Annotated in this window: 30 protein-coding genes and 1 other annotated feature; of the genes, 23 read left to right on the top strand and 7 right to left on the bottom strand. The window is 42.7% G+C overall.

Going from position 1 to position 26,920, the window contains the following annotated elements:
• Positions 1-2 precede the first annotated feature (2 nt).
• The gene (locus ACESPQ_RS01760) at positions 3-917 is read left to right on the top strand and encodes a GNAT family N-acetyltransferase (protein WP_002606001.1); all 915 of its coding nucleotides are present in this window, start codon (positions 3-5) and stop codon (positions 915-917) included.
• A 250-nt stretch (positions 918-1,167) separates the two neighbouring features.
• On the opposite strand, the gene ACESPQ_RS01765 is transcribed toward ACESPQ_RS01760, so the two are convergent.
• Positions 1,168-1,734 carry a hypothetical protein gene (locus ACESPQ_RS01765; RefSeq protein ID WP_373143814.1) on the bottom strand — a complete coding sequence of 189 codons (567 nt, stop codon included), beginning with the start codon at positions 1,732-1,734 and terminating at the stop codon, positions 1,168-1,170.
• Between the two features lie 187 nt (positions 1,735-1,921).
• Between ACESPQ_RS01765 and ACESPQ_RS01770 the strand changes: the two genes are divergently transcribed.
• Genes ACESPQ_RS01770 through yajC form a run of 3 tightly spaced genes read left to right on the top strand, consistent with a single transcriptional unit; the run spans position 1,922 to position 3,866 of the window.
• Positions 1,922-3,100 (top strand): SIS domain-containing protein, encoded by a 1,179-nt coding sequence (locus tag ACESPQ_RS01770; RefSeq protein WP_257270711.1) that lies wholly within the window; start codon positions 1,922-1,924, stop codon positions 3,098-3,100.
• Between the two features lie 17 nt (positions 3,101-3,117).
• Entirely contained in the window at positions 3,118-3,546 is a 429-nt protein-coding gene (agaF, locus tag ACESPQ_RS01775; RefSeq protein WP_002605998.1) for a PTS galactosamine/N-acetylgalactosamine transporter subunit IIA, read from the top strand.
• Positions 3,547-3,560: 14 nt separating this feature from the next.
• A complete protein-coding gene (gene yajC, locus ACESPQ_RS01780; RefSeq protein WP_002605997.1) occupies positions 3,561-3,866 on the top strand; it encodes a preprotein translocase subunit YajC in 306 nt (101 codons plus the stop codon).
• A 412-nt stretch (positions 3,867-4,278) separates the two neighbouring features.
• Here the strand turns inward: yajC and ACESPQ_RS01785 are convergent, their stop codons facing one another.
• On the bottom strand, positions 4,279-5,451 hold the full coding sequence (locus ACESPQ_RS01785) for a helix-turn-helix domain-containing protein (RefSeq protein ID WP_002605995.1): 1,173 nt from the start codon (positions 5,449-5,451) through the stop codon (positions 4,279-4,281).
• 421 nt (positions 5,452-5,872) lie between these two features.
• Between ACESPQ_RS01785 and agaV the strand changes: the two genes are divergently transcribed.
• The 4 genes from agaV to ACESPQ_RS01805 all read left to right on the top strand — a co-directional run bounded on the left by agaV (position 5,873) and on the right by ACESPQ_RS01805 (position 9,022).
• Entirely contained in the window at positions 5,873-6,349 is a 477-nt protein-coding gene (gene agaV, locus ACESPQ_RS01790; protein ID WP_002605994.1) for a PTS N-acetylgalactosamine transporter subunit IIB, read from the top strand.
• Between the two features lie 61 nt (positions 6,350-6,410).
• Positions 6,411-7,232: a PTS mannose/fructose/sorbose/N-acetylgalactosamine transporter subunit IIC gene (locus ACESPQ_RS01795; protein ID WP_002605988.1), complete on the top strand. Its 822-nt coding sequence runs from the start codon at positions 6,411-6,413 to the stop codon at positions 7,230-7,232.
• Positions 7,222-8,226: a PTS system mannose/fructose/sorbose family transporter subunit IID gene (locus tag ACESPQ_RS01800; protein ID WP_002605989.1), complete on the top strand. Its 1,005-nt coding sequence runs from the start codon at positions 7,222-7,224 to the stop codon at positions 8,224-8,226. The genes ACESPQ_RS01795 and ACESPQ_RS01800 overlap by 11 nt, the downstream gene beginning before the upstream one ends.
• Positions 8,227-8,347: 121 nt before the next feature.
• The gene (locus ACESPQ_RS01805; RefSeq protein ID WP_109769808.1) at positions 8,348-9,022 is read left to right on the top strand and encodes a hypothetical protein; all 675 of its coding nucleotides are present in this window, start codon (positions 8,348-8,350) and stop codon (positions 9,020-9,022) included.
• A 196-nt stretch (positions 9,023-9,218) separates the two neighbouring features.
• Here the strand turns inward: ACESPQ_RS01805 and ACESPQ_RS01810 are convergent, their stop codons facing one another.
• From ACESPQ_RS01810 to ACESPQ_RS01820, 3 genes are all read right to left on the bottom strand, one after another.
• Positions 9,219-9,893 carry a hypothetical protein gene (locus ACESPQ_RS01810; protein ID WP_109769807.1) on the bottom strand — a complete coding sequence of 225 codons (675 nt, stop codon included), beginning with the start codon at positions 9,891-9,893 and terminating at the stop codon, positions 9,219-9,221.
• 187 nt (positions 9,894-10,080) lie between these two features.
• The gene (locus tag ACESPQ_RS01815) at positions 10,081-11,127 is read right to left on the bottom strand and encodes a PTS system mannose/fructose/sorbose family transporter subunit IID (protein ID WP_002605992.1); all 1,047 of its coding nucleotides are present in this window, start codon (positions 11,125-11,127) and stop codon (positions 10,081-10,083) included.
• A complete protein-coding gene (locus ACESPQ_RS01820) occupies positions 11,117-11,938 on the bottom strand; it encodes a PTS mannose/fructose/sorbose/N-acetylgalactosamine transporter subunit IIC (RefSeq protein WP_002605993.1) in 822 nt (273 codons plus the stop codon). Before ACESPQ_RS01820 ends, ACESPQ_RS01815 begins: the two co-directional genes overlap by 11 nt.
• Before the next feature lie 230 nt (positions 11,939-12,168).
• On the opposite strand from ACESPQ_RS01820, the gene ACESPQ_RS01825 reads away from it, so the two are divergent.
• A complete protein-coding gene (locus tag ACESPQ_RS01825; protein ID WP_002605987.1) occupies positions 12,169-13,239 on the top strand; it encodes a tyrosine-type recombinase/integrase in 1,071 nt (356 codons plus the stop codon).
• Between the two features lie 248 nt (positions 13,240-13,487).
• On the opposite strand, the gene ACESPQ_RS01830 is transcribed toward ACESPQ_RS01825, so the two are convergent.
• Positions 13,488-13,973 carry an acyl-CoA thioesterase gene (locus ACESPQ_RS01830; RefSeq protein ID WP_002605986.1) on the bottom strand — a complete coding sequence of 162 codons (486 nt, stop codon included), beginning with the start codon at positions 13,971-13,973 and terminating at the stop codon, positions 13,488-13,490.
• Positions 13,974-14,037: 64 nt separating this feature from the next.
• Complete coding sequence (locus ACESPQ_RS01835) at positions 14,038-14,607, bottom strand: ATP-dependent Clp protease proteolytic subunit (protein WP_002605985.1); 570 nt, start codon at positions 14,605-14,607, stop codon at positions 14,038-14,040.
• 264 nt (positions 14,608-14,871) lie between these two features.
• Between ACESPQ_RS01835 and gap the strand changes: the two genes are divergently transcribed.
• From gap to ACESPQ_RS01905, 14 genes are all read left to right on the top strand, one after another.
• Positions 14,872-15,885: a type I glyceraldehyde-3-phosphate dehydrogenase gene (gene gap, locus ACESPQ_RS01840; RefSeq protein ID WP_008816593.1), complete on the top strand. Its 1,014-nt coding sequence runs from the start codon at positions 14,872-14,874 to the stop codon at positions 15,883-15,885.
• Positions 15,886-16,131: 246 nt separating this feature from the next.
• Positions 16,132-17,256, top strand: coding sequence for a GGDEF domain-containing protein (locus ACESPQ_RS01845; protein WP_002605983.1), 1,125 nt, complete (start codon positions 16,132-16,134; stop codon positions 17,254-17,256).
• 68 nt (positions 17,257-17,324) lie between these two features.
• Positions 17,325-17,513, top strand: a complete 189-nt coding sequence (locus ACESPQ_RS01850; RefSeq protein ID WP_257334471.1) for a hypothetical protein — start codon at positions 17,325-17,327, stop codon at positions 17,511-17,513.
• 38 nt (positions 17,514-17,551) lie between these two features.
• Positions 17,552-17,756 (top strand) — a binding site (T-box leader).
• Between the two features lie 37 nt (positions 17,757-17,793).
• Positions 17,794-19,131, top strand: a complete 1,338-nt coding sequence (gene cysS / locus ACESPQ_RS01855) for a cysteine--tRNA ligase (RefSeq protein WP_002605981.1) — start codon at positions 17,794-17,796, stop codon at positions 19,129-19,131.
• A complete protein-coding gene (locus ACESPQ_RS01860) occupies positions 19,131-19,517 on the top strand; it encodes a Mini-ribonuclease 3 (protein WP_002605980.1) in 387 nt (128 codons plus the stop codon). Before cysS ends, ACESPQ_RS01860 begins: the two co-directional genes overlap by 1 nt.
• Complete coding sequence (gene rlmB / locus ACESPQ_RS01865; protein ID WP_002605979.1) at positions 19,514-20,236, top strand: 23S rRNA (guanosine(2251)-2'-O)-methyltransferase RlmB; 723 nt, start codon at positions 19,514-19,516, stop codon at positions 20,234-20,236. The genes ACESPQ_RS01860 and rlmB overlap by 4 nt, the downstream gene beginning before the upstream one ends.
• Positions 20,237-20,268: 32 nt before the next feature.
• A complete protein-coding gene (locus ACESPQ_RS01870) occupies positions 20,269-20,853 on the top strand; it encodes a sigma-70 family RNA polymerase sigma factor (protein ID WP_109769806.1) in 585 nt (194 codons plus the stop codon).
• 92 nt (positions 20,854-20,945) lie between these two features.
• Positions 20,946-21,095, top strand: coding sequence for a 50S ribosomal protein L33 (gene rpmG / locus ACESPQ_RS01875; protein WP_002605977.1), 150 nt, complete (start codon positions 20,946-20,948; stop codon positions 21,093-21,095).
• A gap of 11 nt (positions 21,096-21,106) precedes the next feature.
• The gene (gene secE, locus ACESPQ_RS01880) at positions 21,107-21,286 is read left to right on the top strand and encodes a preprotein translocase subunit SecE (protein ID WP_002605976.1); all 180 of its coding nucleotides are present in this window, start codon (positions 21,107-21,109) and stop codon (positions 21,284-21,286) included.
• Positions 21,287-21,296: 10 nt separating this feature from the next.
• Positions 21,297-21,848 (top strand): transcription termination/antitermination protein NusG, encoded by a 552-nt coding sequence (gene nusG / locus ACESPQ_RS01885; protein ID WP_002605975.1) that lies wholly within the window; start codon positions 21,297-21,299, stop codon positions 21,846-21,848.
• Positions 21,849-22,109: 261 nt separating this feature from the next.
• On the top strand, positions 22,110-22,301 hold the full coding sequence (locus ACESPQ_RS01890) for a hypothetical protein (RefSeq protein WP_002605974.1): 192 nt from the start codon (positions 22,110-22,112) through the stop codon (positions 22,299-22,301).
• Positions 22,302-22,361: 60 nt separating this feature from the next.
• Positions 22,362-23,126 carry an HAD-IIA family hydrolase gene (locus ACESPQ_RS01895; protein ID WP_009270625.1) on the top strand — a complete coding sequence of 255 codons (765 nt, stop codon included), beginning with the start codon at positions 22,362-22,364 and terminating at the stop codon, positions 23,124-23,126.
• A 103-nt stretch (positions 23,127-23,229) separates the two neighbouring features.
• Positions 23,230-24,528, top strand: a complete 1,299-nt coding sequence (eno, locus tag ACESPQ_RS01900) for a phosphopyruvate hydratase (RefSeq protein ID WP_002605972.1) — start codon at positions 23,230-23,232, stop codon at positions 24,526-24,528.
• A 495-nt stretch (positions 24,529-25,023) separates the two neighbouring features.
• A complete protein-coding gene (locus ACESPQ_RS01905; RefSeq protein WP_257335319.1) occupies positions 25,024-26,859 on the top strand; it encodes an APC family permease in 1,836 nt (611 codons plus the stop codon).
• Positions 26,860-26,920: the final 61 nt, after the last annotated feature.

The following is a 26,920-nucleotide window of genomic DNA, read 5'->3' on the forward strand; positions in this document are numbered from 1 at the left end:
GTATGCTGAGAGATGCAGGGAAGCAGGACAAGGCAGAAATATATGAATTATGGAAGCAGTCGTATCCAAATCAAAACCGAAATTATCTGAATTTTTATTTTAAAAATATATTCGACAAGGGACGCTGTATTGCTCTGGAACAGGATCAGCGCATTATTTCCAGTCTGCAGCTCAATGAGCATATCCTTCGTTTACGCGACAAGCAGCTGAAAATCAGCTACATACTCGGTGTGTCCACGCTGCCTGATTATCGCAGAAGAGGACATATGCGCAGACTGATGGAATCGGCGCTTGATGAGGCGGGACACAATCATCTGGTAACACTGATTCGCGGCTTTTATCCAAAGCTGTATGAGCAGTTCGGATTTGAGACCGTGTATGAGAGAAAGCTGTATACGGTTCCCAGAGAATGTCTGCACAAGGTTTCGCTGACAAACATATCCTATGCGGCTGAGCCGCAGGAGCTGTTACAGGCCTATCAGAATTTTACAAAGCACTTTGACGGCTGCTATGTGCGTGATCAGGAATATTATGTACTTCTGCAAAACGAAATTGTGGTTACACAGAAGCAGATGGTGGTATATCGGAACCGGCAGGGGGAGGTTTGCGGCTATCTGATTTTCCATAAGAAAAAGCAGGAGATTCATGTGGAAGAAGCAATCTATCTTGAATCTGTCGTATTGATGCGTCTGTTGAAGGCGGCAATCGGCAGGGAACAGGAGATACTTGTAGAGGTATCCCAGAGTGAGAAGCTGGAAAAAATATTTCCGCTGCTGATTCCAAAAAAACAGCCATTCATCATGGCCAGAATCAATAATCCGGAGCTTTTCAACAAGCTTTACAATCTGGAGGTGAAATCCGCTGCCGAGGCCTTTGCTTCTGCACTGCGGCCGCTCTGGATTCATGAATATTATTAAGGATATGCATCCGGCATATCTTTTTTTGTTTACCTGAAACACAGGCCTTTCCAGCAAAGGGAAGCATAGTCATCCGGTTGGAGATCATCTGCGAAGGTAATGGAAATCCTAAGGTGCATTCTGAAAACAGACACAGGCACTCATAGGAGGAAGTGCTGGCTGGCTCATATGAAAATCCATACATCCTTTGATAAAGGAAGACAGAAAGGGATAAAAAAAGATATCCATATAGCGGATATCCGTTCATTACTTATTTCTTATCTGTCAAAGAAGGATTGGCTTTTTTATAAAACAGAGCGCGAACCTGAAACAGTGAAACACCGATTGCAAGAATGCCCAATGCAATACACATGGCTTTCATCAGATCATCATAGCCACCCTCCGAGAACGGAAGCAGAATGATCAGAATGCCAAACAGCAGATAAGCGGCTATTTTCATATAAATTTTCTTTGTTTCTTCACTTGCGGCAGTCAACAGTCTTGGCGGGCGCTCCTTCGGCTTGAAATTCGGTATCTGCGTCTGCTTTTTCAGAAACAAACGAAATTTTACCTCCATCAGTGCATAGGCGACAACACCGATGATAATGGAAAGCAGAGCACCCAAATCAAAGGAGTATGCCAGAATACCGCCAATCAGACCTACAATGAAACGGGAGCTGTAGGTTTTGTATTTTGGAATATCGTTCAGAATGTAACCAACATGATCGAAAACATTATAATACACATAGCGGTTGTGATCATCCTTATAGATATGCATGCCGGCAAGCTCTTCACCGTTCATGCCTTTTTTATTCTTATTTACAGCTTTATTAGCCATGTTATCACCTCTAGTTTACATTATATATGGAAACGCTTTTTTCGTCTAGCAAAACAAGAATATAAATTAGCAATAATTTTGTACAAATTAACAACATTTTGCGCACCTCGTTGTTTTTTTATAAACGCTGAGCTATAATGAATTCGTAATGAAAAGGATTTCAAATCCGGAAAAGGAGTGAAGGAACATGATCTTTGGAAAAGACACAAAAGAATGGGAAAGTTTAAAAGGAATTTACACGGCAACAGAAATTAACCAGCAGCCGAACACCTGGAAAAAAACAATCAAGCAGGTAGAGGAACACAAGGAAGAAATCAAGGCATTTATCGAAAACGTAACGAAACACGATGACTATGATATCATTCTGACAGGCGCAGGTACCAGTGAATTCGTTGGAAACGCCATCTTCACATATGTGAGCAAGAGAACAAACTATAAAACAAAATCATATGCCACTACAGATATCGTGGCAGCTCCGGAAAACTATCTGTCACAGACAAAACCAACCCTGCTGATTTCTTACGGACGCAGCGGAAACTCACCGGAATCTGTAGGTGCAGTAGATGTAGCGGATGAAGTATGCGGTAAGAATCTGTATCATCTGTTTATTACCTGCAATCATGAGGGTGCTCTTTCAAAGGCAGCGGAAAAAAGAGAGAATGCATATGCAATCAATCTGACTCCTGAAACACACGATCAAAGCTTCGCTATGACTTCCAGCTTCTCTAATATGATGCTGGCTACCCTGCTGTGCTTCAGTCTGGATAATCTGGATGAAGTGAAAGCAGAGCTGGAGGACGTTATAAAGGCTGCAGAAAGAATGCTTGCCAACAACTGGGAATTCTTCAAGGATGCTGTAGGCGCATATGACTTCAACCGTATCGTTTATCTTGGCGCAAACTGCCTGAAGGGAATCGCACAGGAATCTCAGCTGAAGATTCTGGAGCTGACTGCCGGACGCGTTGCGACAATGTATGATTCTCCAATGGGATTCCGTCATGGACCGAAATCCATCATCAATGATGACACCCTGACCATCGTTTATCTGAGTGACGATTCATATACCCGTCAGTATGAAGTGGATCTGATTAAGGAAATGAGCCCACAGCGTAAAGGAAACAAGCTGATGGCAATCATGAATAAGAGAGATGAAGAGGTTGCAGGTCTGGTTGACTATGCATTCTCATTCGATCTGGACAATGAGCATGAAAACGCATTCCTTGGATTTGATTACATCGTTGCTGCACAGGTACTTGCATTATTCAAATCTTTATCATATGATATAACTCCGGATAACCCATGTCCTACAGGAGAGGTTAACCGTGTTGTAAAGGGCGTAATTCTGCACCCTTACACAAAGAGATAGGAACGGAGGATATAAAGATGATCGGACTAATCGTAACCGGACACGGTAATTTTGCATCCGGATTGACCAGCTCATTGAAGCTGATTGCCGGAGAACCAAAGAATTATGTAGCAGTAGACTTCCTGGAAAGCTATTCTGTAGATGACCTGGAACGCGAATTAACAAAAGCACTGGACGAGCTGAAGGACTGCGAAGGCGTTCTGGTTCTGTCTGACCTTGGTGGAGGGTCTCCATTCAAAACTGCAGTTATGGTAGGATACCCGAGAGGCAATGTTGAAGTTGTTGCCGGTACAAACCTGCCGATGCTGATTGAAGTCAATATGGGACGCCAGTTTGTAGAAGAACTGGGTATGCTAACTGAAATGGCAATGAACACTGGAAAAGATCAGGTTGTTCGTTATGAATTTAAGCCTGTTCAGCAGGAAGAGCCAACAGACGGAATCTAAGAGGAAGCTGATGCATGATTGATTGGCATACCATACTCTGGTGCTGCATCACCCTTGGTTTTCTGCTCATCTGCTTTCTGCTCATCTATTATATCGTGAGCGCACGTATGATGAAAAAGAAAAGAGAAGAACTGAAGGATCAGCTCAATCGTATGAAGCCGGGGAAGGATATCCTGTTCGCAGGCGGTATCAGGGGAAAGATTATCCGTGCAAAGGAAGAGTACCTCGATGTTGAAGTGGCAAAAGGAATTGAAATTACAATTTCCAGACTTGCGGTCAACCAGGTGCTGGAGAAAAAAAACTCTTCGAAAACAAAATAATGAAAAGCACACAAAACCACGCTGGAATTGTGTGCTTTTTCTATGAATTCGACACTAAAGTTTCAGAAGTCTTTCCTATGTGAAAGAATATCCCTTTGTGATTACCACAGAGCTGTTGCAGAATCACATGATTGCTTCTATTCTTCTGCTACCGCTGGCATAAACTTTCCGCATATAAAATACATTTTCCTGTTCTCTCAGAAGAATAATTCGCTTTTTCATCCAAATTCATATACATGAGGACATAAAAACCAGACAATACAAGAAATCGTCTGGTTTTCAGCTACCTTTTATGAATCATTGTTTGAATATGAGTTGATTCTTCCTTCATAAACTAACTCATTCCATATTTCAAATAGGAATCTGTGAACATATCTGTGTGTTGTGATAACCATACGCTTTACAGATGCTGCTAATTGTAAATCGTCTTTGCATAGTCTGTCGGAGTGATACCAAACTGCTGCTTGAATTTCCTTGAAAAATAGTGAATGGAGGTAAATCCCATCATACTGGCGATTTCGCTGATTGTGTAGACACTCTCTTTAATGAGCAGCTTGCTTTTGTTAAGCTTCAGGTCACTGATATACTGCTTCGGCGCAACCCCAAGGTTATTTTTAAAGAGCGTCTGCAGGCTGGAGCGTGATATTGAGAATTTCAGACAGATTTCCTCGATGGTGATCTGTTCATAGATGCTGTCATTGATAAAAATTACGATTTCATTTAACAGCTCATTTTCAAACCGCTGCTGCATCGGTGTTGATGCGACAGGGGAACTGGTAAGGAAATCATATTGCAGAATTTTGATAAGCAGCTCCTTCATGTAACACAGCATCAATTCACTGTCATAAAGCATATCATTGCCGGAGACCTTAATAAAATTGTTTAAAGCGTTGTGGATATCACGGTGGGCATTGTAGACACGATTCGTGACAAGATAGGAATCGGGTATTTCCATATCAAACATGATGGTGAGATAGGAACATGATTTTGCGTGACCGGTTTTCTGAGTATGGTACTGCCCGGGAGCATATAAAATAAGATCCAATTCATCCAGCTGATACGTTTCTCCATCCACAGTCGTTTCCAGCTCGCCATTGTCGATGAAGGTCAGCTCCCAGTAATTGTGCTTCTCACCTGGAAAGGTATAGCTGGCATTGCGGACCTGATAATAATAGGCTAGAATTTCTTTTATCTCAAAGGTTGGTACGATTGGCTCATAGACGATTGGATTATGGTCATAGGTAGACATCTGTCTCTTCTTTGCCTTGAAATCCATCTCCACTTCCAGCTTAGCACTGGAGGATATGCATAGAAAATTAAATTTAACGCCCTTTCGTATTTTGATATGACGATGTACTACAAAACGCTCATAGCTTCTGGCAGTATCATCCTTTGTGACGACCAGCATAACGATTCCGCTCTGTACGCGAACATAGATGTCACTGGTATAGAACATGAAATTATCAAAGCTCTTGTCCTTCAGCTTTACAATTGTGCGACTGAGCTTCGGTGTCTGGTGCTTTGTGAGTTCATTGACGATTTCACCGTATTTATTGAAAATAAAACTTGTTGTTTTATTAAACAAAGCAATCACCCTCTCATTACTATTAGTATATCAAATTCAGATTTGATATAAAAGGAAAAAGGAAGAAAATCAAGCAGCAATGAAATCACTGAAAACTCTATATTTTTATGTAAGTGTTTTCATAAAATGGAAATGGTAATAAAAAAAGACAAATTTAATTTATTTATCACACAATTAACAAAAATCATGGGAATATGTAAAATTTTGATGCTGGTATGTATATTTCTGATAGTTTGCATTATTTACCTGCAAAATCTCCGGAAAATTACTAAAAAGTGCAAAATCGCTGATAAAAAGTGTAAAGAATTATGCTGTTTTTTGACATAGAATCTAAGTGAACTGAAAGGGTTTACTTATCGAATCCACCTCATCAAGGTTCGGTAAATTAGTTCATGTCTAATGGTAGAAGGGAGAGAGCAAAATGCCAGATATCGTATTAACAAGAATTGATAACCGTTTGATTCACGGACAGGTTGCAACACAGTGGTGTGGAGTTGTAGGAGCTAACCTTCTGTTAGTAGCCAATGATGCAGTGTCTACAGATGAATTCCGTCAGGGATTGATGAACATGGCTGCACCGGCTTATGCGCAGACACGTTTCTTCTCAATTCAGAAGACAATTGACATTATCGGAAAAGCAAGTCCAGCACAGCACATTGCAATTATCTGTGAAACTCCACAGGATGTACTAAGATTAGTAGAAGGTGGAGTACCGATTAAGAAAGTCAATATCGGAAACATGCATATGGCAGACGGCAAGCGTCAGGTTGCCACCAGCGTTGCTGTAGATGATGACGATGTTGCAACTTTCAAGAAACTACAGGACTTGGGCGTAGAGCTGGAAATTAAACGTGTTCCAGATACACCTGTAGAAAATCTTGATAAATTATTCAAATAATAATTTATCGAAAAATTAAAAAAATCTTATCTTAAATCATTGATTTGAAAGGAGAAACAACATGGATGTAAATATCATTCAAGCTTTACTGGTATTCATAGTGGCGTTCATTATGGGTATTGACCAGTTCAGTTTCTTAGAATCCCTGTATCAGCCTATTGTACTGGGACCAATTATTGGTGCTATCTTAGGTAACTTTGAATTAGGTATCGTTGTCGGTGGTGCTTATCAGCTAGTACAGATTGGTAGTATGCCAATCGGTGGAGCACAGCCGCCTAACGCAATTATGGGTACCATCATGACAGCTGTGTTCGCAGTTTCCATGAATCTTGAACCGACTGCAGAAGGTGTAGGTCTGGCTGTAGGTCTGGCTATTCCATTCGCAGTATTCGGGCAGTATGCAGTAACATTAACATTTACTATTATGTCAGGTTTAATGGCAAAAGCTGATAAAGCTGCTGAAGAGGCAGACGGAAAAGCAATCGCCATGATTAACTTTACAGAAATGGCTATCCTGGGTATCCTGTTTGGTATCCTGGCTGTAGCTGGTGTTTATGGTGGATCAAAACTTGGTGTAACACTGAAAGACCTGTCCTTCCAGTTCTCTTGGGTAATGGCTGGATTAGACGCTGCCGGTGGAGCTATGAAGTTTGTCGGATTCGCTATCCTGATGAAGGTTATGATGTCCGGCGAAATGTGGGGATTCCTGTTCGCAGGTTTCGTTATGGCTAACATCTGTATGGGTATCGAATCTGTTAGCAGCGCAACACTGTTGCTGTGTGCATTCGTAGGTCTGGCTATTGCATTATATGACTACCAGATCAACACAAAAATCAAAAACAGTGCAGGTTCAAATGTAGGAGGTGTTTCTGATGGCATATAATATTCCTGAAAGATATAGCGATTTAACTCCGGCAGCTAAGCTGGATAAGAAAACACTGAATAAAATGGTATGGATGTCATGCTTCCTGCAGGCTTCTTTCAACTATGAAAGAATGCAGGCCTGCGGATGGCTGTGGGGAATTCTCCCAGGTCTAAAAAAGATTCATACAAACAAAGAGGATTTAAAGGCTTCCATGGCTCACAACCTGGACTTCCTGAATACGCACCCGTTCCTGGTAACCTTTGTTATGGGTATCGTATTATCTCTGGAACAGAACAAGGCTGAAACAGCTACAATTCGTTCCGTACGTATTTCCGCTGCCGGTCCTCTGGGTGGTATCGGTGATGCGCTGTTCTGGTTAACATTGGTTCCGATTACAGCTGGTATCACAGCTAACATGGCGTTGAATGATAAGAGCATCATCGGTGCGATTCTGTTCCTGGTGATTTTCAACGCAGTACAGTTTGCAGTACGTTATTTCCTGATGCACTGGTCCTACAACCTTGGTACAAAGGCTGTAACTATGCTTACAAGCAACGCTAAGGAATTCACTCGTGCTGCTAGTATTCTTGGTATCTTTACAGTAGGTGCATTGATTGCCAACTATGGTTCAACTTCACTTCGTATCGCTATTGCAGATCCTGCTATCAATGTTCAGAATCTGTTGAACGGTATCCTGCCGAAGCTGTTACCGCTGGTTATCACAATCGGTCTGTTCTTCTTAATCAAAAAGGGTTGGACACCGATCAAATGTATCCTTCTGATTCTGGTGGCTGGTATTGTGGGATGCGCATTTGGAATCTTTGCCGGTGACTCTAAGGCAATTGATGAAAACGGTGCTTCTATTAATGGTGGATATAATCCACTTGTTTCCTGGTATGACTATCCTGAACCTGCAGCTGCAGAGAAAACAGGGCAGCAGGCATATGATGCAATTCAGGGCGTTGTTGATCAGTTGAATAAAGCTGGTGTCAGCGTAACAATGCCTGAATAAGGTTTACGATTATCTAAAACTCTCTCATCCTACTTAAGATACATGAATGTGTATCGAAAGAAAAAGATCATAGCACTTCGGTCTATGGTCTTTTTCTAAATCAAATAAACGAGGTGATTTAATGGACGGTATGGCAATTGTTATAGCAGTAGGTTTTATCGTATGCTTTCTGGCATATCAAATGATAAAAAATCATGTATTATCCAAAGTCAGTAAGGCAATGCAAAATCAGAATTATGATCTGGTCCTGCAACTTTCAGAAAAGTCATTCTATAAACGCTTTATGGGAAGCTTTATCTGTGATCTTTATATTTTGCGTGCACTACTAAATAAAGGAGATGATACCGGTTTTAAAAAATATCTTTTGGAAACACTGGAGAAGCCGTATACTCTGGAAAAGCGTAAGGAAGTATTGGATATTTATTATTATCATTTTTTATTCCAAGAAGATAAGGAATGGGCGTTCAAGCTATTGGAGAAAATCAGGGAAACAAATGATACACAGTATATAAAATATAATGAAGAAGCATATTCTGTTATGATAGAGCATTCTACGGATCTGCTGGATTCCATGATAGAAGGAATAGAAAATAAGAAGTATTCAGGTTTAGGACTGGGAATTGCTGTCTTCATGGTAGGAATGCAGTACCAGCTTCTTCAGGATAAGGATAATGCAAGAACATATTTCTATAACAGTTTGAGCTGCTTTAACAAAAAATCCTTTTACTATGCAAAAGCAAAGGCATATGTGGACCAGTTGACGAAAGAACTTGGTGCTGATGATTTAGATTATTGATACTTTTACTTCCAGCAGCGTCAAAAATTGGTTTTTTCATGGATCCTGCTGCATAATCTGTAGCAGAAACCTCAGAATAGAAAAAGGAAGTACGCTTTATAAATTAAAAGAAGAAATCTGTAAAGCTTTATCATGCTTTTTCACCTCAGATTTCCTCTTTTTCTTTACTATAGTGATTAACAAATCATTGTATATTTCAATAATCTAAATCCACTTCATCCATATCCTCTGTCAGTTTATCCACCCAGGCCTGTGCATGTGCAGCATAAATTGATTTTGCGTGAAAACAGCTTAGACTATTGTAAAAGAAAATACGTGCATTTTTTATATCTTCTAAATAATAGTATTGCAATGCTGCCAGATATAAAGTAATACCTAAGGCAAGTCCATGATATTTTTTATCATCGATGCCCTGAATCATGTCCTCCAGTAGGTCTGTATGCTTTAGAATCATTACCTTATAGGCATTTGTATTGTATTCAATATAGGCAGCATCATTGGTCTCTTTAATTCGATCGAGCAGCTTTTCAGCATAGTCTGCATCCTCTTTAAATAAGAACTGATAATAGTAAATATCCAGAATATCCTTTCTTTTCTCCAGCGTATAAGGCTTATCCAGTACGAGGTCTAAATATTCCTTTAATTCCTCTATCTGCCCTGTCTTGAAGAGAACGCGCAGCATATATAAATCACATACATAAGGGGATAGGATTCGCTGGTTCAAGGACTTATCGGTAAGTTTGCGGATTGCCTCCTTATCGTTCGCTGCCAAAGCCCTGTTCAAGCTGTTCAGCAGTCTGTTTTTCGTAATCTGGTAGGCCAGGATAAGTATACCACCGATAATAATAATGACTAATAAAATAGGGTTCATAAAATACCTCATTCCTTCATTGAAAACGGTACAAGCATATATATCATACTTGTAATGCGCTACAGATGCTGTAAGTAAGCGTGCAATATTCAGAAAAAAGGTTTCCGAAGAAACCTTTTCCACGTATGAACTGTACGTTAAAGTAGAGAGAGCTTTTTACTATTTATCTATAACAGCAATACTGCTATTATTTCTGTTCGTAACCAGAACCGCCGTAGCCTAAGTCACCAATAGCGTCTGCAGTAGCATCAATCTTGATACCCAGATCCTGCAGCTGCTTAATGATTTCCTGAGTTGCGTGTTTCTGCTCTTTAGCAGAAGGTTCTTTTTCACCGCCATCGTAAGTGTACCATTCAACCAGCGGGTTGTATCCACCTGCGATTGTGTTTCCATCGTTATCCATAGCTTTGGAATCACCAGCCCAGATACCAAATGCACATCCAACGATACCTGTAACCAGGATCAGAAGGATACATTTAACAGGTGTCCAGCCTTTTTTAATCAGCGTATAGATACCAAGTGTAATCAGTAATGGAATCAGCTTTGGCAGAATGCCATCGATCAGACTCTGAATGTTGATTGTAGGAGAACCAACAGTAATACGCAGAGAAGTAGCACCGTAGTTAGCAATCAGACCACCAACAACGAAGATACCAAGAATAGAAGCGGCACGGGTGAATTCCTTAGCATTGCTTGTAAGCATAGTTACAGCCTTTGTACCAAGGTTGTAGGACCAGTGCATCAGCCACCAACGAACGACAAACTGTACAGCATTGAAGATAATCAGGAACAATACAGCCCCCAGAATATTACCTTCCATTGCGATATTTGCAGTCAGACCTGCAGTGATTGGAACTAATGTTAACCAGAACAGCGCATCACCGATACCACCCAGAGGGCCGGCAGCGGAAATACGTACAGAACGAATGGTCTGTGTTTCCGTTTTGTTCTGTTCCAGAGATAATACGATACCCATAACAAAGGTTACCAGGAACGGGTGCGTATTCAGGAAGTCCAGGTTGTGAGCCATGGAAGCCTTCAGGTCATCCTTGTTTGTATGAATTTTCTGAAGACCCGGGAGAATACCCCACAGCCATCCACAGGCCTGCATTCTTTCATAGTTGAAAGAAGCCTGCAGGAAGCATGACATCCATACCATTTTGTTTAATGTCTTTTTATCCAGCTGAGGTGCCGGAGTTAAGTCACTATATCTTTCAGGAATATTATATGCCATCAGAAACACCTCCTACATTTGAACCTGCATTATTTTTGATTTTCATGTTAACCTGGTAATCGTACAGTGCGATTGCGATACCAACGAAAGCACACAGAAGCAGAGTTGCTCCGGAGATTGCGGAAATATTGCTGCAGATAACAGACATAGCGAAGCCTGCAAGCAGGAATCCCCACATTTCGCCGGACATCATAACCTTCATCAGGATAGCGAATCCGACAAATTTCATAGCACCACCAGCAGCGTCTAATCCAGCCATTACCCAAGAGAACTGGAAGGACAGATCCTTTAATGTGATACCTAATTTAGAACCACCGTATAAACCGGCTACAGCCAGTGCACCGAACAGGCAGCCCAAGATACCCATTTCGATGAAGTTGATGTTACGGATTCCCTTTACATCAGCGTTTTCAGCACAAGCATCAGCTTTCGCCATCATACCGGACATAATAGTGAATGTTAATGTAACTGCGTACTGTCCGAATACTGCGAATGGAATTGCAAGACCCATAGCAGCTCCGACACCTTCTGCAGTTGCCTCCATGTTCATAGAAACTGCGAATACAGTCGCCATGATACCACCCAGAATTGCGTTAGGCGGCTGCGCTCCACCGATTGGCATACTACCAATCTGAATCAGCTGATAAGCACCACCAACTACGACACCAAGCTGGAAGTTTCCAAGAATTGCGCCGATAATCGGACACAATACGATTGGCTGATACAATGATTCCAAGAAACTAAACTGGTCAATACCCATAATGAAGGCAACAACGAATACCAGTAAAGCCTGAATAATATTTACATCCATGTTGTTTCTCCTTTCAGATTATTAAAGATAATTGTAAGCAAATTGTTATTTGAATAATTCACGGAATACGGCATATTGGTAAGAATAAGCGCTATATAAAAAGGTGGTATGCGATAAATAGCAGAATACCGTATGTTAGCTACGTGTTCGCAACCAATCATTTCATGATTGCAATTCCATCCTTGACATTGTATGGTTTATATGAGGACAGGCAGTTGGAAGGTGTAAGGATGAAAGGGAAATCAGTAGGTATAAAAAAGGCAAACGGGATGGGCAGTGTATACAAGCTGCAGGGAAATAGAAGAAAGCCATGGGTTGCATGTGTGACCGTATCCTATAAACGAAAGGATGGCATGCGGCATCAGAAGCGTAAAATCATCGGATATTATGAGACAGAGGAAATGGCGGAGTTTTCGTTATGGAATTATAATAAAAATCCTGCTTTGTATGCGGAAATTGAAAAGCTGGGTACGATAACGTTTGAAAATGTTTATATGGAATGGTCATCCACCAAATATCGGAATATATCACAAACGGCGATAAATGGTTATAAGGCAGCCTATGCACGCTGTTCCAGTATATGGAATGTCCGCATGAGTGATCTCAGGGCAATGCATTTCCAGCGAATCATGGATGAAAGTACATTGTCGCTGTCCAGTGATCTCAAGCTGCGCTCTTTGATGATGCTGGTATGTGAATATGCTGTGCAAAACGATATTATTCAGAAAAACTACGCAAAATACGTGATTATCAATAGGAAAGAGGATCACCCCGAAATTCACAAGCCATTTACTGAATGGGAAATTGAAAAGCTGTTTGATCATGAAAATATTCCGTTTGTAGATACGATTCTTATTATGATCTACACCGGCTTTCGCGTAGGAGAGCTTTTTAACATTCGCAGAGAAGATGTAGATGTGCAGAATATGACCATACGCGGGGGAAGTAAAACAGAAGCTGGTAAAAACAGACTCGTTCCGGTGCATGAAAAAATTCAAAAATACGTGATGGATTACTATCTGCAGGGTCATGAATATTTGATCAGTGATGCGGATACACGTAAAAAATTTAATTATCATATGTACCGCAATCAGTATTTTGATAAAATAATGGATATGCTGGAAATGGAGCATCTGCCACATGACTGCCGTCATACGTTTGCGACCAGATTGAGTAATTACGGCGCAAACAGTACCTGCATCAAAAAGCTGATCGGGCACAGCTCCTATACCACGACAGAAAAAATCTATACGCATAAGGATGTTGCACAGCTGCGGCGGGCCATATCTACCCTGAAATGATGATAGCTACGTGTTAGCTACCAAAAGAAAGCAGTTGGTTTTGCGCGAAAATCCTATGTGTGAAAAAAACACTGAGTCGGCGTTATAAGACTCAGTGTTTTCTATATGTTTGAAGGACAATACAGCTGTGAATTTATATGAGGCAATAAAAAGACTTATCTCCTGCATGCTGGTATACATGCTTGGATAAGTCTTATACTTTCCCTATCATGATGTGAAGGGTCTGTAAGTGCAGTATTTTTATGATACTAATCCTTGCCCTTTGCAATATTTTGCAGCTGCAGGCGGATTTCTCTTCGGCGAATGCCTGCCTGATACTCCTGTTTTTCCTCTTCGCTATCACAAATCAGCCCCGGTACAGTAGTCGGGCGGTCTTCATCATCCAAAGCGACCTCTGTCAGATATGCTGTATTGACAAGTCGGCGGACACCGTCCCTGTTTTCCACATAGCTGTCCACGCGGATTTCCATTGAGGTATTTCCCACATAGGTCACCTTTCCATGAAGCACCATCAGCTCATTCAGATGTACTGCTTCCTTGAAATTCAGGCTGTCAATGGATGCGGTTGTAATATTGCTGTTGCAGTGCCTTCTGGCAACCACACCCGCAAGAACATCAATCCATTCGGCAAGCTGTCCGCCAAACAGACGACCGCTGCCATTCAGATGGTTGGCCATGACAAGCTGAACCTGCTCTGCTTCAGATTCACATACCTTCTTTGCTTTACGTTCCATAGTATCACTTCCTTTATACGATTATTTTACCATAACATATAAGGAAAGGGCAGAATTTTCTGCATTAGATGATGGCATCAATCAAGCCATAGGAGAGTGCTTCCTTCGCATCCATATAGTAATCTCTATCACAATCCCGGCGTAGTGTTTCATTGCTTTGCCGGGTATTCTCACTGAGAATGCTGTACAGACGCTCCTTCAGCTTCTGAATATGCAGTGCAGCGATCTCCATATCCTTGGCCTGTCCCTGCATACCGCCCATAGGCTGATGAATCATGATTTCACTGTTTGATAATGCGCTTCGCTTTCCTTGTGTTCCCGCACTCAGCAGCACAGCAGCCATACTTGCGCAAATTCCCATACAGATCGTACTGACATCACAGCGGATATATTTCATTATATCATAAATAGCCAGTCCCGCACTGACACTGCCGCCGGGAGAATTGATATACATTTGAATCGGCTCGCTGCTGATGCTGGACAGATACAGCAGCTGTGCGCAAATGGAGCTGGACATGGCATCGTCAATCTCTCCCGTTAGTATGATGATTCTTTCCTTCAGCAGGCAGGAGTACAGATCATACACCCGTTCACTGCTTGCGTTTCTTTCTATAATTGTCGGTACAAAGACCATACTATCACTCCCGTCTCTATACACAGTATGCTCGAAAGAGGCGTTTTAATACCGTATGTCAGCAGTGAATTGATGTAATCGTTTACAAAATATGACGCTTTGTTATACTGAAAAAAGCCCTTTTTAAGGGAGAAAATCGCAATTTTCGCCGGATGCCGTCCAAAACGGAAGGAAGGCTGAAAAAAACTGCAAGTGAAAAGATTCTCAATTGACATTTACCTATGAAATACGTATAATAAGAGTGTTAAAAGGAGGACTTTGAAGATGACAGTAAAAGTTGCTATTAATGGATTTGGACGTATTGGGCGTCTTGCATTCAGACAGATGTTTGGGGCTGAAGGTTACGAAGTAGTTGCAATCAACGACCTGACTTCTCCAAAAATGCTGGCTCACTTATTAAAATACGACTCTACACAGGGTACATACGCTAAAGCTGATACAGTAGTTGCTGGTGAAAACTCTATCACAGTTGATGGAAAGGAAATCACAATTTATGCTGAGGCTGATGCTAAAAACCTGCCTTGGGGAAAATTAGGTGTAGACGTTGTTCTGGAATGTACAGGATTCTACACTTCAAAAGACAAAGCTTCTGCACACATCGAAGCTGGTGCTCGTAAGGTTGTTATCTCTGCACCTGCAGGAAACGATCTGCCTACCGTTGTATTCAACACAAACCACGATGTATTGAAACCGGAAGACACAGTAATCTCTGCTGCTTCTTGTACTACAAACTGCTTAGCTCCTATGGCGAAAGCACTGAATGACTTAGCTCCTATCCAGAGCGGTATCATGTCAACAATCCACGCTTACACAGGTGATCAGATGACACTGGACGGACCTCAGAGAAAAGGTGACCTGCGTCGTTCCCGTGCTGCTGCAGTAAACATCGTTCCTAACTCTACTGGTGCTGCTAAGGCTATCGGTCTGGTTATCCCTGAACTGAAAGGTAAACTGATCGGTTCCGCTCAGCGTGTACCTACTCCTACAGGATCAACTACAATCTTAGTTGCTGTTGTTAAGGGGAAAGTAACTGTTGACGAAATCAACGCTGCTATGAAGGCTGCTTCAAATGAATCTTTCGGATACACTACTGACGAAATCGTTTCAAGCGATGTTATCGGTATGCGTTACGGATCACTGTTTGATGCAACTCAGACAATGGCTATGGAAATGGAAGACGGAAATACTCAGGTACAGGTTGTATCTTGGTATGACAACGAAAACTCTTACACTAGCCAGATGGTCAGAACAATCAAATTCTTCTCTGAATTAGCTTAATTCCCAGACGAAAAGTATAAACAAAAGATCACTACGGTGGTCTTTTTTATGCATTCATGCGAAGGAAGTTAAAGCTGAACGCACTTCCGGATATGGCGTGAAAGAATGACGGAAACAATTACAAATATCGCCTCTGAGATGGAAGCTACTGATATCGGCAGAATAATTGTAATGTTTTCTGTTTCCTCGTTGTTTTCCTTTCCATGTGCATGCTATAATTGATATAACAAATTTGGGGAGAGAACTATGGATAGAAAACGGCGAATCAGCAGAGTAGATGTACAGGTATCCATTGTGACAGCTGTTCTTGTGACAACAGCTTTGATCTGTGTGTATTTTTTTAACTACTTTATCACACATGAGGATATGATCAACAGTCTCAAGGAGCGCTCTCACAGCATCTATCAGTATGTGGATGATTATGTGGATAAGACCACATTTCAAAATACAGAGGCATTGACGAGAGATAATCCTGCCTATATACGTATGAAGGAGAAACTGGAAGAAGTAAAAGCCAGCACGAATGTACGTTATCTATATACTGCAGAAAAAAATATACAGGGGGAGTATGTATATCTGGTGGATGGTCTGCCGTATGACAGCTCTGATTTTCGTAATCCCGGAGATAAAATCGAAGAGGAAATCATACCGGAGCTAACGGCTGCTTTACATGATAAAATTATTTTGCCGAATCAGATAAAAAATACGGAATGGGGTCCTATCTTTATCTCTTATTTCCCGATTCATAAGGGTAATGAGGTCGTGGGTGTGCTAGGAATTGAATTTGATGCCACCCATCAGTACCGTGCTTTTCAGATAATTCGCATCGGTACACCGATCATTGCGGCAATTGCCTGTCTGCTCGCCGTATTCATCGCTGTTCGTTTGTTTAAGCGTATCAGCAATCCCATGTATAAGGATATGGCGAATACAGATTTTTTGACAGGTCTGAAAAATCGAAATGCATTTGAACTCGATATCCAGAACAAACAGGATGAGGTGCTGGGGATACTGATTGCGGATTTGAACGGATTAAAGAAAATCAATGATGAACAGGGGCATCAGATCGGGGATGAATATATAAGGAAGGCGGCAACGGTGATTGGAAAATGTGCCAGTACCTGTCCGGTATATCGCTTCGGCGGCGATGAGTTTGTTGTTTTGGTACCCGATGCGGATGATAAGAAGATGAAGTCTTTGTGTGAACGTATTCTGACCTATGAGGAAACCGTGCCTAAGGACTGTGACATACCGATTTCCCTATCGGTTGGGTATGCGCTGTATGATCCTGTACAGTGTGCATCGCTGCAGGATGTATTCCATGAGGCGGATGTGCAGATGTATAAAATGAAAAACAGCAGAAAAATATAGCATCTCCTCTTTTCAAATGTGACGGAAAGGTGTAAACTATAACCACAGTTCTGAGTGAGGTGAAGATCATGGCATTGCGTACAAAGCTGAATACCAATGATGAAGGAGATACAAATGGTTTCAAGGAGCTAGATGATTTGGATGCAGTCTATGTGGATGAAATGAAAAAATACGGACTGAGTGATGACCTGATGGCTCAATTCATGAATATATCAAAAGCGCTTGAGAAGGAAAAAAGCGAGGGAAATGAGCGGTAGTATTGAAATCCGCATAGTTCCCTGTTATACTAAAACAAGATAAACCTGTGACAAGGATGAGTACCGGCATATGTATGGAAAGACAGCGATTTCTGAATGGTGGAAGCAGAAACAATTCATGCGGGAAATGCCCCTTGGAGGGATTTTTCGATAATGTAGAAGAATACGTAGTTCGGCGTTAACGTACCAAGTGGAAAAGCATTTTTCAAATAGAGTGGAACCGCGCGAAACAGCGTCTCTATAATATAAGTGCTTTTTTTATTTATAAGGAGGAAATGATATGAAAATATTCAACAGTATGAATCAAAAGGTGGAAGAATTTAAACCCCTGCATGAAAATGAGGTGCATATGTATGTATGCGGTCCAACAGTATATAACTATCCCCACATCGGGAATGCCCGGCCCATCGTTGTATTCGATACGCTGAAGCGCACGTTTCAGGCGATTGGGTACAACGTTAAAATGGTCTCAAATTATACCGATGTTGATGATAAGATCATCAAGGTCGCAAAGGAATGTGGAGTAAGTGAAGCAGAAATTACAGAGAAATTTATAGATGCATATAATCATGACCGTTTATCCCTGCACGCTGCAATGCCGGATGCGGCTCCAAGGGTTACAGAAACTATGGATGCCATTATTGCTTTTATTAAGCTGCTGGTGGATAAGGGACATGCATATGAAATGGAAGGCGATGTGTATTTTAGAGTAAACAGTGTGGAAAGCTATGGAAAGCTGTCCAATCAGCAGATCGAGGATTTGCTTGTTGGTGCGCGTATTGACGAGAACAGCAAGAAGGAAAATCCGCTGGATTTCACATTGTGGAAAAAAACAGAAGAAGGTATCAAGTGGGATTCTCCATGGTCTGTGGGACGTCCGGGATGGCATACGGAATGTGTAGTCATGATCAATCAGGAGTTTGGCGGTGAGCATACGATTGATATTCACGGCGGTGGTATGGATTTGAAATTCCCGCATCATGAAAATGAGATTGCACAGTCTCGTGCAGCTTACGACTCTCCGATTGCTAATTACTGGATTCATAATGGTATGGTGAATATTGATGGAGAGAAGATGTCCAAAAGTCTGGGGAATGTGATCTGGGCAAAGGATATGATTGCGAAAATCGGTGGAAATGTATTGCGCTGGGTCATGCTGTCTGCACACTATCGTGCACCATTGAATATCAATGAGGAAGCAATCGAAACGGCGAAAAAGGAATTGAACCGCGTGGCTACTGCAATGAAGCAGGCATATGTTAAACTGGGTCTTGCCGATGTTGACATGGATGAGACCTGTGATGAGGATCAGCTTGCGCCGTTTCTTGATGCTATGCAGGATGACATGAATACACCGAATGCTTTTGCGGCTGTGTTTGAAACTGTTAAGGCTCTCAATCAGGCACTGCGTCAGAGAGAAAGTGATCTGCAGGCGGTGAAGGCACTGGTTCGTACCCTGGAGAAAATGATGGATGTCCTGGGCATTGAGCTTTTGCGTCTGACAATGAGCGAGGAAGACAAACAGCTGCACCGTCAGTGGAAGGCAGCCGTTAAGGAAAAGGATTTTGAGACGGCTGATCAATACCGTGCGAAGCTGATAGAGAAGGGTATCCTGTAATGGATATTAAGGAGTATAACGGAACATCGCTTGCCTATATGGGAGATGCTGTCATGTCGCTGCTGGTTCGGGAAATGCTGCTGGCACAGGGCTGGCAGAAATCCAAAATTTTACAGAAGAAGAGTGAGTCCTGGGTGAGTGCGAAGGCACAGGCGTATTTTCTGATTCAGCTGAAGGAGCGTGCATTTTTCAGTGAAGAGGAATATGCAATCGTCCTGCGCGGACGCAATACCCATTCCGCAAGCAAGGCAAAAAATGCGGATGTGACAACCTACCGTATGTCAACCGGTCTGGAGGCATTATTCGGCTGGCTGTATCTGACGCATCAGGAGGACCGTCTGAAGGCCTTGTGGGAGGAAATTCAGAAGATAGGAGAATACCAATGACGCAGTATGTATATGGAAAGAATGTTGTAAAGCAGCTTCTGCAGGACGGGAAGCCCATTCATGAGGTTCTGATACAGGAGGGTATCCGTGATACAGCACTGGAAGGTGAAATCAAAAAAAGACGAATCCCTGTAAAGGTTCTGGGCAGAAAGAAGATGGATCAGCTGCTGAACGGAAACCATCAGGGCATTGCCGCCTGTATCGACGATTACAAGACCTGGGAGCTGGAAGAGCTGCTGGAAAGCGTTCCGCAGGGAAAACAGCCGCTGCTGGTGATGCTGGACGGCTTGGAGGATCCTCATAATCTGGGGGCGATTCTACGTACCTGTGACTGTATCCGGGCAGATGGCGTCATCATTGGAAAGCATCGCAATGTTCGTCTGACACCGACGGTTGCCAAGGTGAGTACCGGAGCAATTGATACCGTAAAGGTAAGCGTGGTCACCAATCTTGTACAGGCAATCAAATACCTGAAAAAGCAGGGCTACTGGGTGGTCGGAACAGATTTTGAGAACTCCCGCGATTACCGTGAAGGACAGTATGATGTACCTCTTGTTCTTGTGATTGGCAGCGAAGGCTTCGGTATCAGCTCTCTTGTGAAAAAGAATTGCGACTATTGTGTCCGTCTGCCGATGGAGGGAAGCGTCAGCTCTTTAAATGCTTCCGTGGCAGCAGGCATCCTGCTTTACCAGATTCACGCACAGCGCCATCCTCTGTAATTTTCTGCTTCCCTTTCAGGGAGAGAAAACAGATGGAAGAATATTACGAAAACGATTATGAATTACTATATTTAATACGACAAAAAGACGAAATGGCATTTGCAGCCCTCATGCATAAGTATGAGGAAATAGCTGATAAGCTGATTAAGAAATATATCGGAGCCTGCAAAAGCGGGCTATCTGAGGATGACTACCTGCAGCTGGCAAGACTCAAGCTTGTACAGACGATCGATGACTATCGCGAGGATCAGGAGGCCAGCTTCTATCATTATTTTTGCAGTGTATTTCACAATCTGTTGATTGACTGTTACCGGCAGTCGGCACATGAACGACGTGTGCTTTCCCTGGATAGCTGTATACGCGAGGATGCGGGAGGCTACTGTCTGCTTGATATAATGGAAAAGCCTAATGAAAGCTTTGCGGTTTCCTATGAATTTCAGCATCGTGTGAATACACGCAAGGAGGCTCTCAGCGATTTGGAAAAAAGAATCGTCGATTTGCGTGCACTTGGATATACGTACCGCCAGATTGCGAACACGCTTCAGGTCAAGGTGAAAAAAGTGGATAATACACTTCAGAAGGTACGAAAAGACAGGGAAAGGGAGGAAATGCGGTAGAATTCGCAGCATTCCTGCTTGGAATTGGAAATTAAATTGACGAAACCACTTCTTTATGATAAAGTAAATAGGCAAAGAAAGAGGTGTTCCTGATGAGCGATAAAGTCATATTAACCTGCACCGAATGTCTTTCTCGAAACTATACAACTACAAAGAACAAAAAAACGCATAATGAGCGTATTGAATTGATGAAGTTCTGCAAGAAATGCGGTAAACATACACTTCACAAGGAAACGAAATAAGGAGGCAGCTTATGAAATGGTTCAGTATTAACGGGATTTTAACCGAAATGAAGAGAATACGCTGGCCAAAGGCAAAGGATCTTGCCAGAGACAGTGTAACAGTATTTGGATTTGTAGCATTCCTGGCCTTATTCTTTTACCTGTGTCAGGTTGTATCATCCGGTTTCTTGAAACTGATTGGAATCGTGTAGGAGGTAAAGCATGGCTGAGGAAAATAAAAAGCAGTGGTATGTGGTCAATACATATGCCGGACATGAAAATCGTGTAAAAGAAAATCTGTTGCGTCGTGTGGAATCCATGGGACTACAGGATTATTTGTTCCGTGTAATTGTCGCAGAAGAAAAAGAGATTGAATACAAGAACGGTAAGGAAGTAGAGAAAACGACCAACCTGTTCAGCGGTTATCTGTTTGTTGAAATGATCATGACAGATGAAGCATGGTATATCGTACGTAATACGCCGGGCGTTACCGGATTTATCGGATCCAGTGGTGGTGGTGCGAAGCCGTTCCCTGTTGCTGAAGAGGAAATGGAGAGCATCCTGCGCCGTCTTGGTATGAGTGAGCGTAAGGTACAGATCGATTTTGTTGTTGGAGACCGTGTACGCATTCTGAGCGGGGCTTTCGCCAATGTTGAAGGAACTGTTGAGGAACTGCATGAGGATTCTCAGACAGCTGTTGTACTGACCATTCTGTTTGGGCGTGAAACTCCGACGGAAATCGGATACGGCGAATTGGAGAAAGTGGAGCTTTAAAGCGCTGCGAATTTCTATAAAATAATTGAGACGTAGAATACCTGCGTCTTTTTTCGTTTACCTTAATGAGCACTCAAAAGACTTTTCAGGGCTTCCTTTAAACAGCACAGGAGCATAGGATAGAAACTGTTTCCTTAATAAAGTGGAAATAATTGACTGCTGTGCATATATGCAGCTGTTTAAAAAAATATGCAGACATGGCGGGAAACTGACAAAATTCGTCGCTGTATCTTCCTATAATAGAGGCAGGAAGTGATAAAAATGCGGGAACGGGCAGGATTTATCATTGGAATCAGTGGTGTTGTGCTTCTTCTCAAGCCTAATTTTGATCCGGATCAAATGGCAATGTATTTCAACTATCTTGTGGGGAATTACTGGCCGGCTATTCTGATTATTATCGGCCTGCTCCTGGTTAACCCGAAAAAGAAGAAAACAAGAGGGAAAAGCAGATAGGTGCCACTTGACAAAAATGGTGCTTTCTATATCATTAAAGAGTAGAAAGCAGGTGGCAGTATGAAAAAAACATATTTCATAGATCTCGATGGTACCATGTATCGCGGATCACAGATTATAGAAGGTGCTAAGGAGTTTATCGACACGCTGACGAAACGGGGCGAGCGTTTTGTTTTTCTGACGAATAATGCAAAGCGTACAAAGCGCCAGAATGTGGAGCATATGGAACAGATGGGATTCACCGGTATCCGGGAAGAGCATTTCTTTACCTCCAGCATGGCAGCGGCTAGGTATGCGGCTGCGCATTATGAGGGAAGAAACGTCTGGTATATCGGGCAGGATGGACTAAGAGAGGCCTTGGAGGATAACGGCTTTACCGTTACAGAGCAGGATGTTGATCTGGTCTTTGTTGGTCTGGATAACACAGGTACCTATGAGAAATATTCTAAGGCATTGGATTTTCTGTTGAAGGGAGCGAAGCTGATCGGTACCAATAATGACCGCCTGCTTGCACAGCCGGGTGGATTTGCGGTAGGCAATGGTTCCATTGTAGCGATGTTTGAATATGCAAGCGGGCAGGTTTCTCCGAAAATCGGGAAGCCGCATGCTCCGATTCTGGAGGAAGCATTGAAATATTTTCAGCTGAATGCGGATGAGGCAGTAATTCTGGGAGATAATCTGGAAACAGATATCCTGCTGGGTGTGGAAAACCATGTGGATACGATTTTTGTGACCAGTGGTGTGCATCAGCGCGAGGATGTGGAAAAACTACAGATTTATCCAACGCGTACCATTGATGATCTTAGAGAATTACTTGCGGAATAAATTGTGTGAAAATGTGTTAGTTTGAGCAAACTCCTTTAGACAAAAGGGGGTTTGTGCTATACTGTGCATGTATAAAAAGTGTAGATAAAGGAGGACATAGGTTATGTCATTGATTACAAATGTTCATGCCAGAGAAATTCTGGATTCTCGAGGAAATCCTACAATTGAGGTGGAAGTGGAAACAGCTTCCGGATTTGTAGGTCGTGCCATGGTGCCAAGCGGAGCATCCACTGGAGAAAGAGAAGCACTGGAGCTGCGTGACGGCGATCCTTCCCGTTATGGCGGTAAGGGTGTACTGCAGGCAGTGGAGAACGTTAACAATATTCTGATCGATGTGGTTTTGGGAATGGATGTTACCGACCAGGCTGCAATTGACAAGGCGTTGATTGATGCCGATGGAACTAAGGATAAATCCAAATACGGAGCGAATGCGATTCTGGGAATCTCCCTTGCGGTTGCACATGCTGCTGCGGATTACTATGGGTTGCCACTGTATCGCTATTTAGGCGGTATCAATGCCAAGACACTGCCGGTACCTATGATGAATGTGTTAAACGGCGGAAGTCATGCGGATTCTTCTGTGGATTTTCAGGAGTTTATGATTATGCCGGTAGGCGCAAAAAGCATTCGCGAAGCAATTCGTATGGGTGCTGAAACCTTCCATGCCCTGAAAAAAGTGTTGAAGAGCAAGGGACAGGTCACTGCTGTCGGTGATGAGGGTGGATTTGCGCCAAACCTGGAAGACAATGAAGCGCCGCTGAAATGTATTATGGAAGCAATCGAGGCTGCCGGCTTCCGTGCCGGTGAGGATATCTGCATTGCGATGGACGTTGCGGCCAGTGAGTTCTATAATACAGAAACAAAGATGTACGATTTGAAAAAATCCGGACAGGGCTCCAAGACAACAGATGAAATGATAGCATGGTATGATGAACTGGTTGAGAAATATCCTATTATCTCCATTGAAGACGGTCTGGGAGAACGCGACTGGGATGGCTGGAAAAAGCTGACGGAGCATCTGGGTAAGAAAATTCAGATTGTCGGGGATGACCTGTTTGTCACAAATCCGGCAATCCTGCAGGAGGGAATTGATAAGGATATCGCGAATTCCATCCTGATTAAGGTGAATCAGATTGGTACACTGACAGAAACCTTCGATGCAATGGAGCTCGCAAAGAAACACGGCTATACGGCTGTCGTATCTCACAGAAGCGGTGAAACAGAGGATGCGACAATTGCGGATATCGCAGTTGCCTTCAATGCGGGACAGATTAAAACCGGATCCATGTCCAGAACAGATCGTATTGCGAAATACAATCAGCTGCTTCGTATTGAAGAAGAGCTGGGTGATGTTGCTCTTTTCCAGGGAAAATCAGCATTCTATAACATTTACAAGCATTAAGCGTTCATTCAGCGTTTATAAATACATCATGGGGTGTTCTCGAATTTACTGGAGGATACCCTTTTGTTGTGAAATGGTTTTTAGCACAGTGCAGCGGATTCAGGCAATGCGGTAATAATGTGGCCCACTGCTTATAGAAATTAAGGACAAGCTGTTGCGAAGAGTGCTTCAGGGCTGCTGCTTATATTCTTTTCCTGTCGCATACCAAAGAAAGGTAATCCCTTTACCTGTTTCCCAGTCCATGAGCGACCTGCAGAATTCTGCGATTTGATACCGGCTATTGTCTGTTCGAGCTTGATCAGTCCATCAGGGCCTTTTCATATGATAAGGATTTCTAGCATTTCTCTAATGAATTTCTATCATACTTTGCGAAACTATATCGTATATAAAGTTTATCTAAATAAACCTGTGTATGAATTGACTATTTTCGCTGGAAGCATAAAATAGTGTCAGCAGATATTTTCTGCATGCTTCATAGAAATCGAGGGAGTAGCTATGTTAAAAAAAATAAAGCATCTTGTGCTGGGACAATCGCTGCGTAGTGATGCACTGGATCATGAGAAGTTCAGTGTGATATGGGGACTTCCTGTCCTTTCAAGTGATGCGATTTCATCCGTTTCCTATGCCTGTGAGGAAATTCTGATGGTATTGATTCCTGTATTGGGAATGGCATCCTACGGACTGTTGATGAAGGTAGGCTTTGCAATTGTATTTCTTCTTTTTATTTTGGTATTTTCCTATCGGCAGACCATCAATTGTTATCCGCAGGGAGGAGGTTCCTATATCGTTGCCAGTGATAATCTGGGAAAGGTATTCGGATTGATTGCGGCGGCTTCTCTGGCAATTGACTATGTGCTGACAGTGGCAGTCAGTGTCTGTGCAGGAACAGCAGCAATCACCTCCGCATTCCCACAGCTGCTTTCTATGCGTACGGGCATCGCGCTGATAATTATCAGCCTGCTTACGATTGGCAATCTGCGGGGAATGAAGGACAGCAGTGTTCTGTTTGGTATTCCGACCTATCTGTTTATTATCACGATTTTACTGTTAATTGTCACAGGCTTTGTAAAGGTGCTGATATTCCATGAAACTCCGGCTGTTTCCGCAGCTATGCCGCAGTATGTGGAGAATGCAGGTCTGCTGCTGTTTCTAAAGGCTTTTTCCAGCGGCTGTACGGCACTGACCGGCGTAGAGGCAGTAAGCGACGGAATTCCTAATTTCCGTGAACCGGCGCAGAAAAATGCCAAGCGTGTGCTGTACCTTCTGGCAGGGCTGGTCTTTGTGATTTTCCTTGGAATCTCTGCACTTGCTTCCCTATATCATATTATACCAAATGCGAATGTGACGGTGATTGCCATGATAGCGGAGGCTGTTTTCGGAAACGGGACTCTGCTGTTTTATCTGGTGCAGGTAACGACCGCAGTTATTCTTACAATGGCTGCAAACACAGCCTTTGCTGATTTACCATTACTGTTGTCCATTCTGGCAAGGGATGGATTCGTGCCAAGACAGTTTATGTCAAGGGGGAGCCGTTTAAGCTTCTCCAATGGAATTCTGTTGCTGTTTTTCCTCTCTGCCGCACTCGTGATCTATTTTCATGCGTCCTCCCATCTTTTGATGCCGCTGTATGCAGTCGGTGTATTTCTGTCTTTTACATTATCACAGGCGGGAATGTTTGTACGATGGGTGAAAAGAAAGGAAGATAAGTGGAAGCATAAGGCATTCATCAACGGAGCCGGTATGGTGATCACCGGAATTACCTGTGTGATCATCGCAGCAAGTAAATTTCTGCACGGTGCATGGATCGTGTTGATCTGCATTCCGGTTCTTGTATATATCATGGAGCGGATACACCGGCATTACCACTATGTCAAGGAGAGCCTGAAAATCCGTTCTGCCGAGGAATTGCAGCCGTATGATCTGCAGATCCATGGAAGAGTCATACTGCCTGTTGATTCCATCAACCGCAGCTTTCTGAAGGCTTATCATTATGCATGCTCCCTGCAGGTGAGGGAAATGGAATTCTATCACGTAAATACGAATGCGGAGGCGACTGAAAAGCTGCAGGAGCTGTATCAGCAAATGCGGCTCAATATTCCGCTGATCGTCGAGGATGCTCCATACCGGAATGTGAATGGAATGATATTGCATCATGTCGAGGAAGCGCAGAACGATTTGAAAAAGAAGGAAAGTGTAACGGTGATTCTACCGCAATTCGTTATGAAGAAAAAACGTTTTCATGCTCTGCACAATCAAACCTCCATGCAGCTAAAGCTGCAGCTGAGCAAATTGCGCAATGTTTCCGTTGTCAGTGTTCCCTATATCATATAGTGAGAGCGTTAAGCAGCTGTTTTTCGTCCTGTCTGTGGGGGAGAAGCTGGAGCGTGTTCAG

Source organism: Clostridium sp. HGF2 (genome assembly GCF_964240115.1).
GTDB classification, from domain to species: Bacteria; Bacillota_I; Bacilli_A; order Erysipelotrichales; family Erysipelotrichaceae; genus Clostridium_AQ; species Clostridium_AQ innocuum.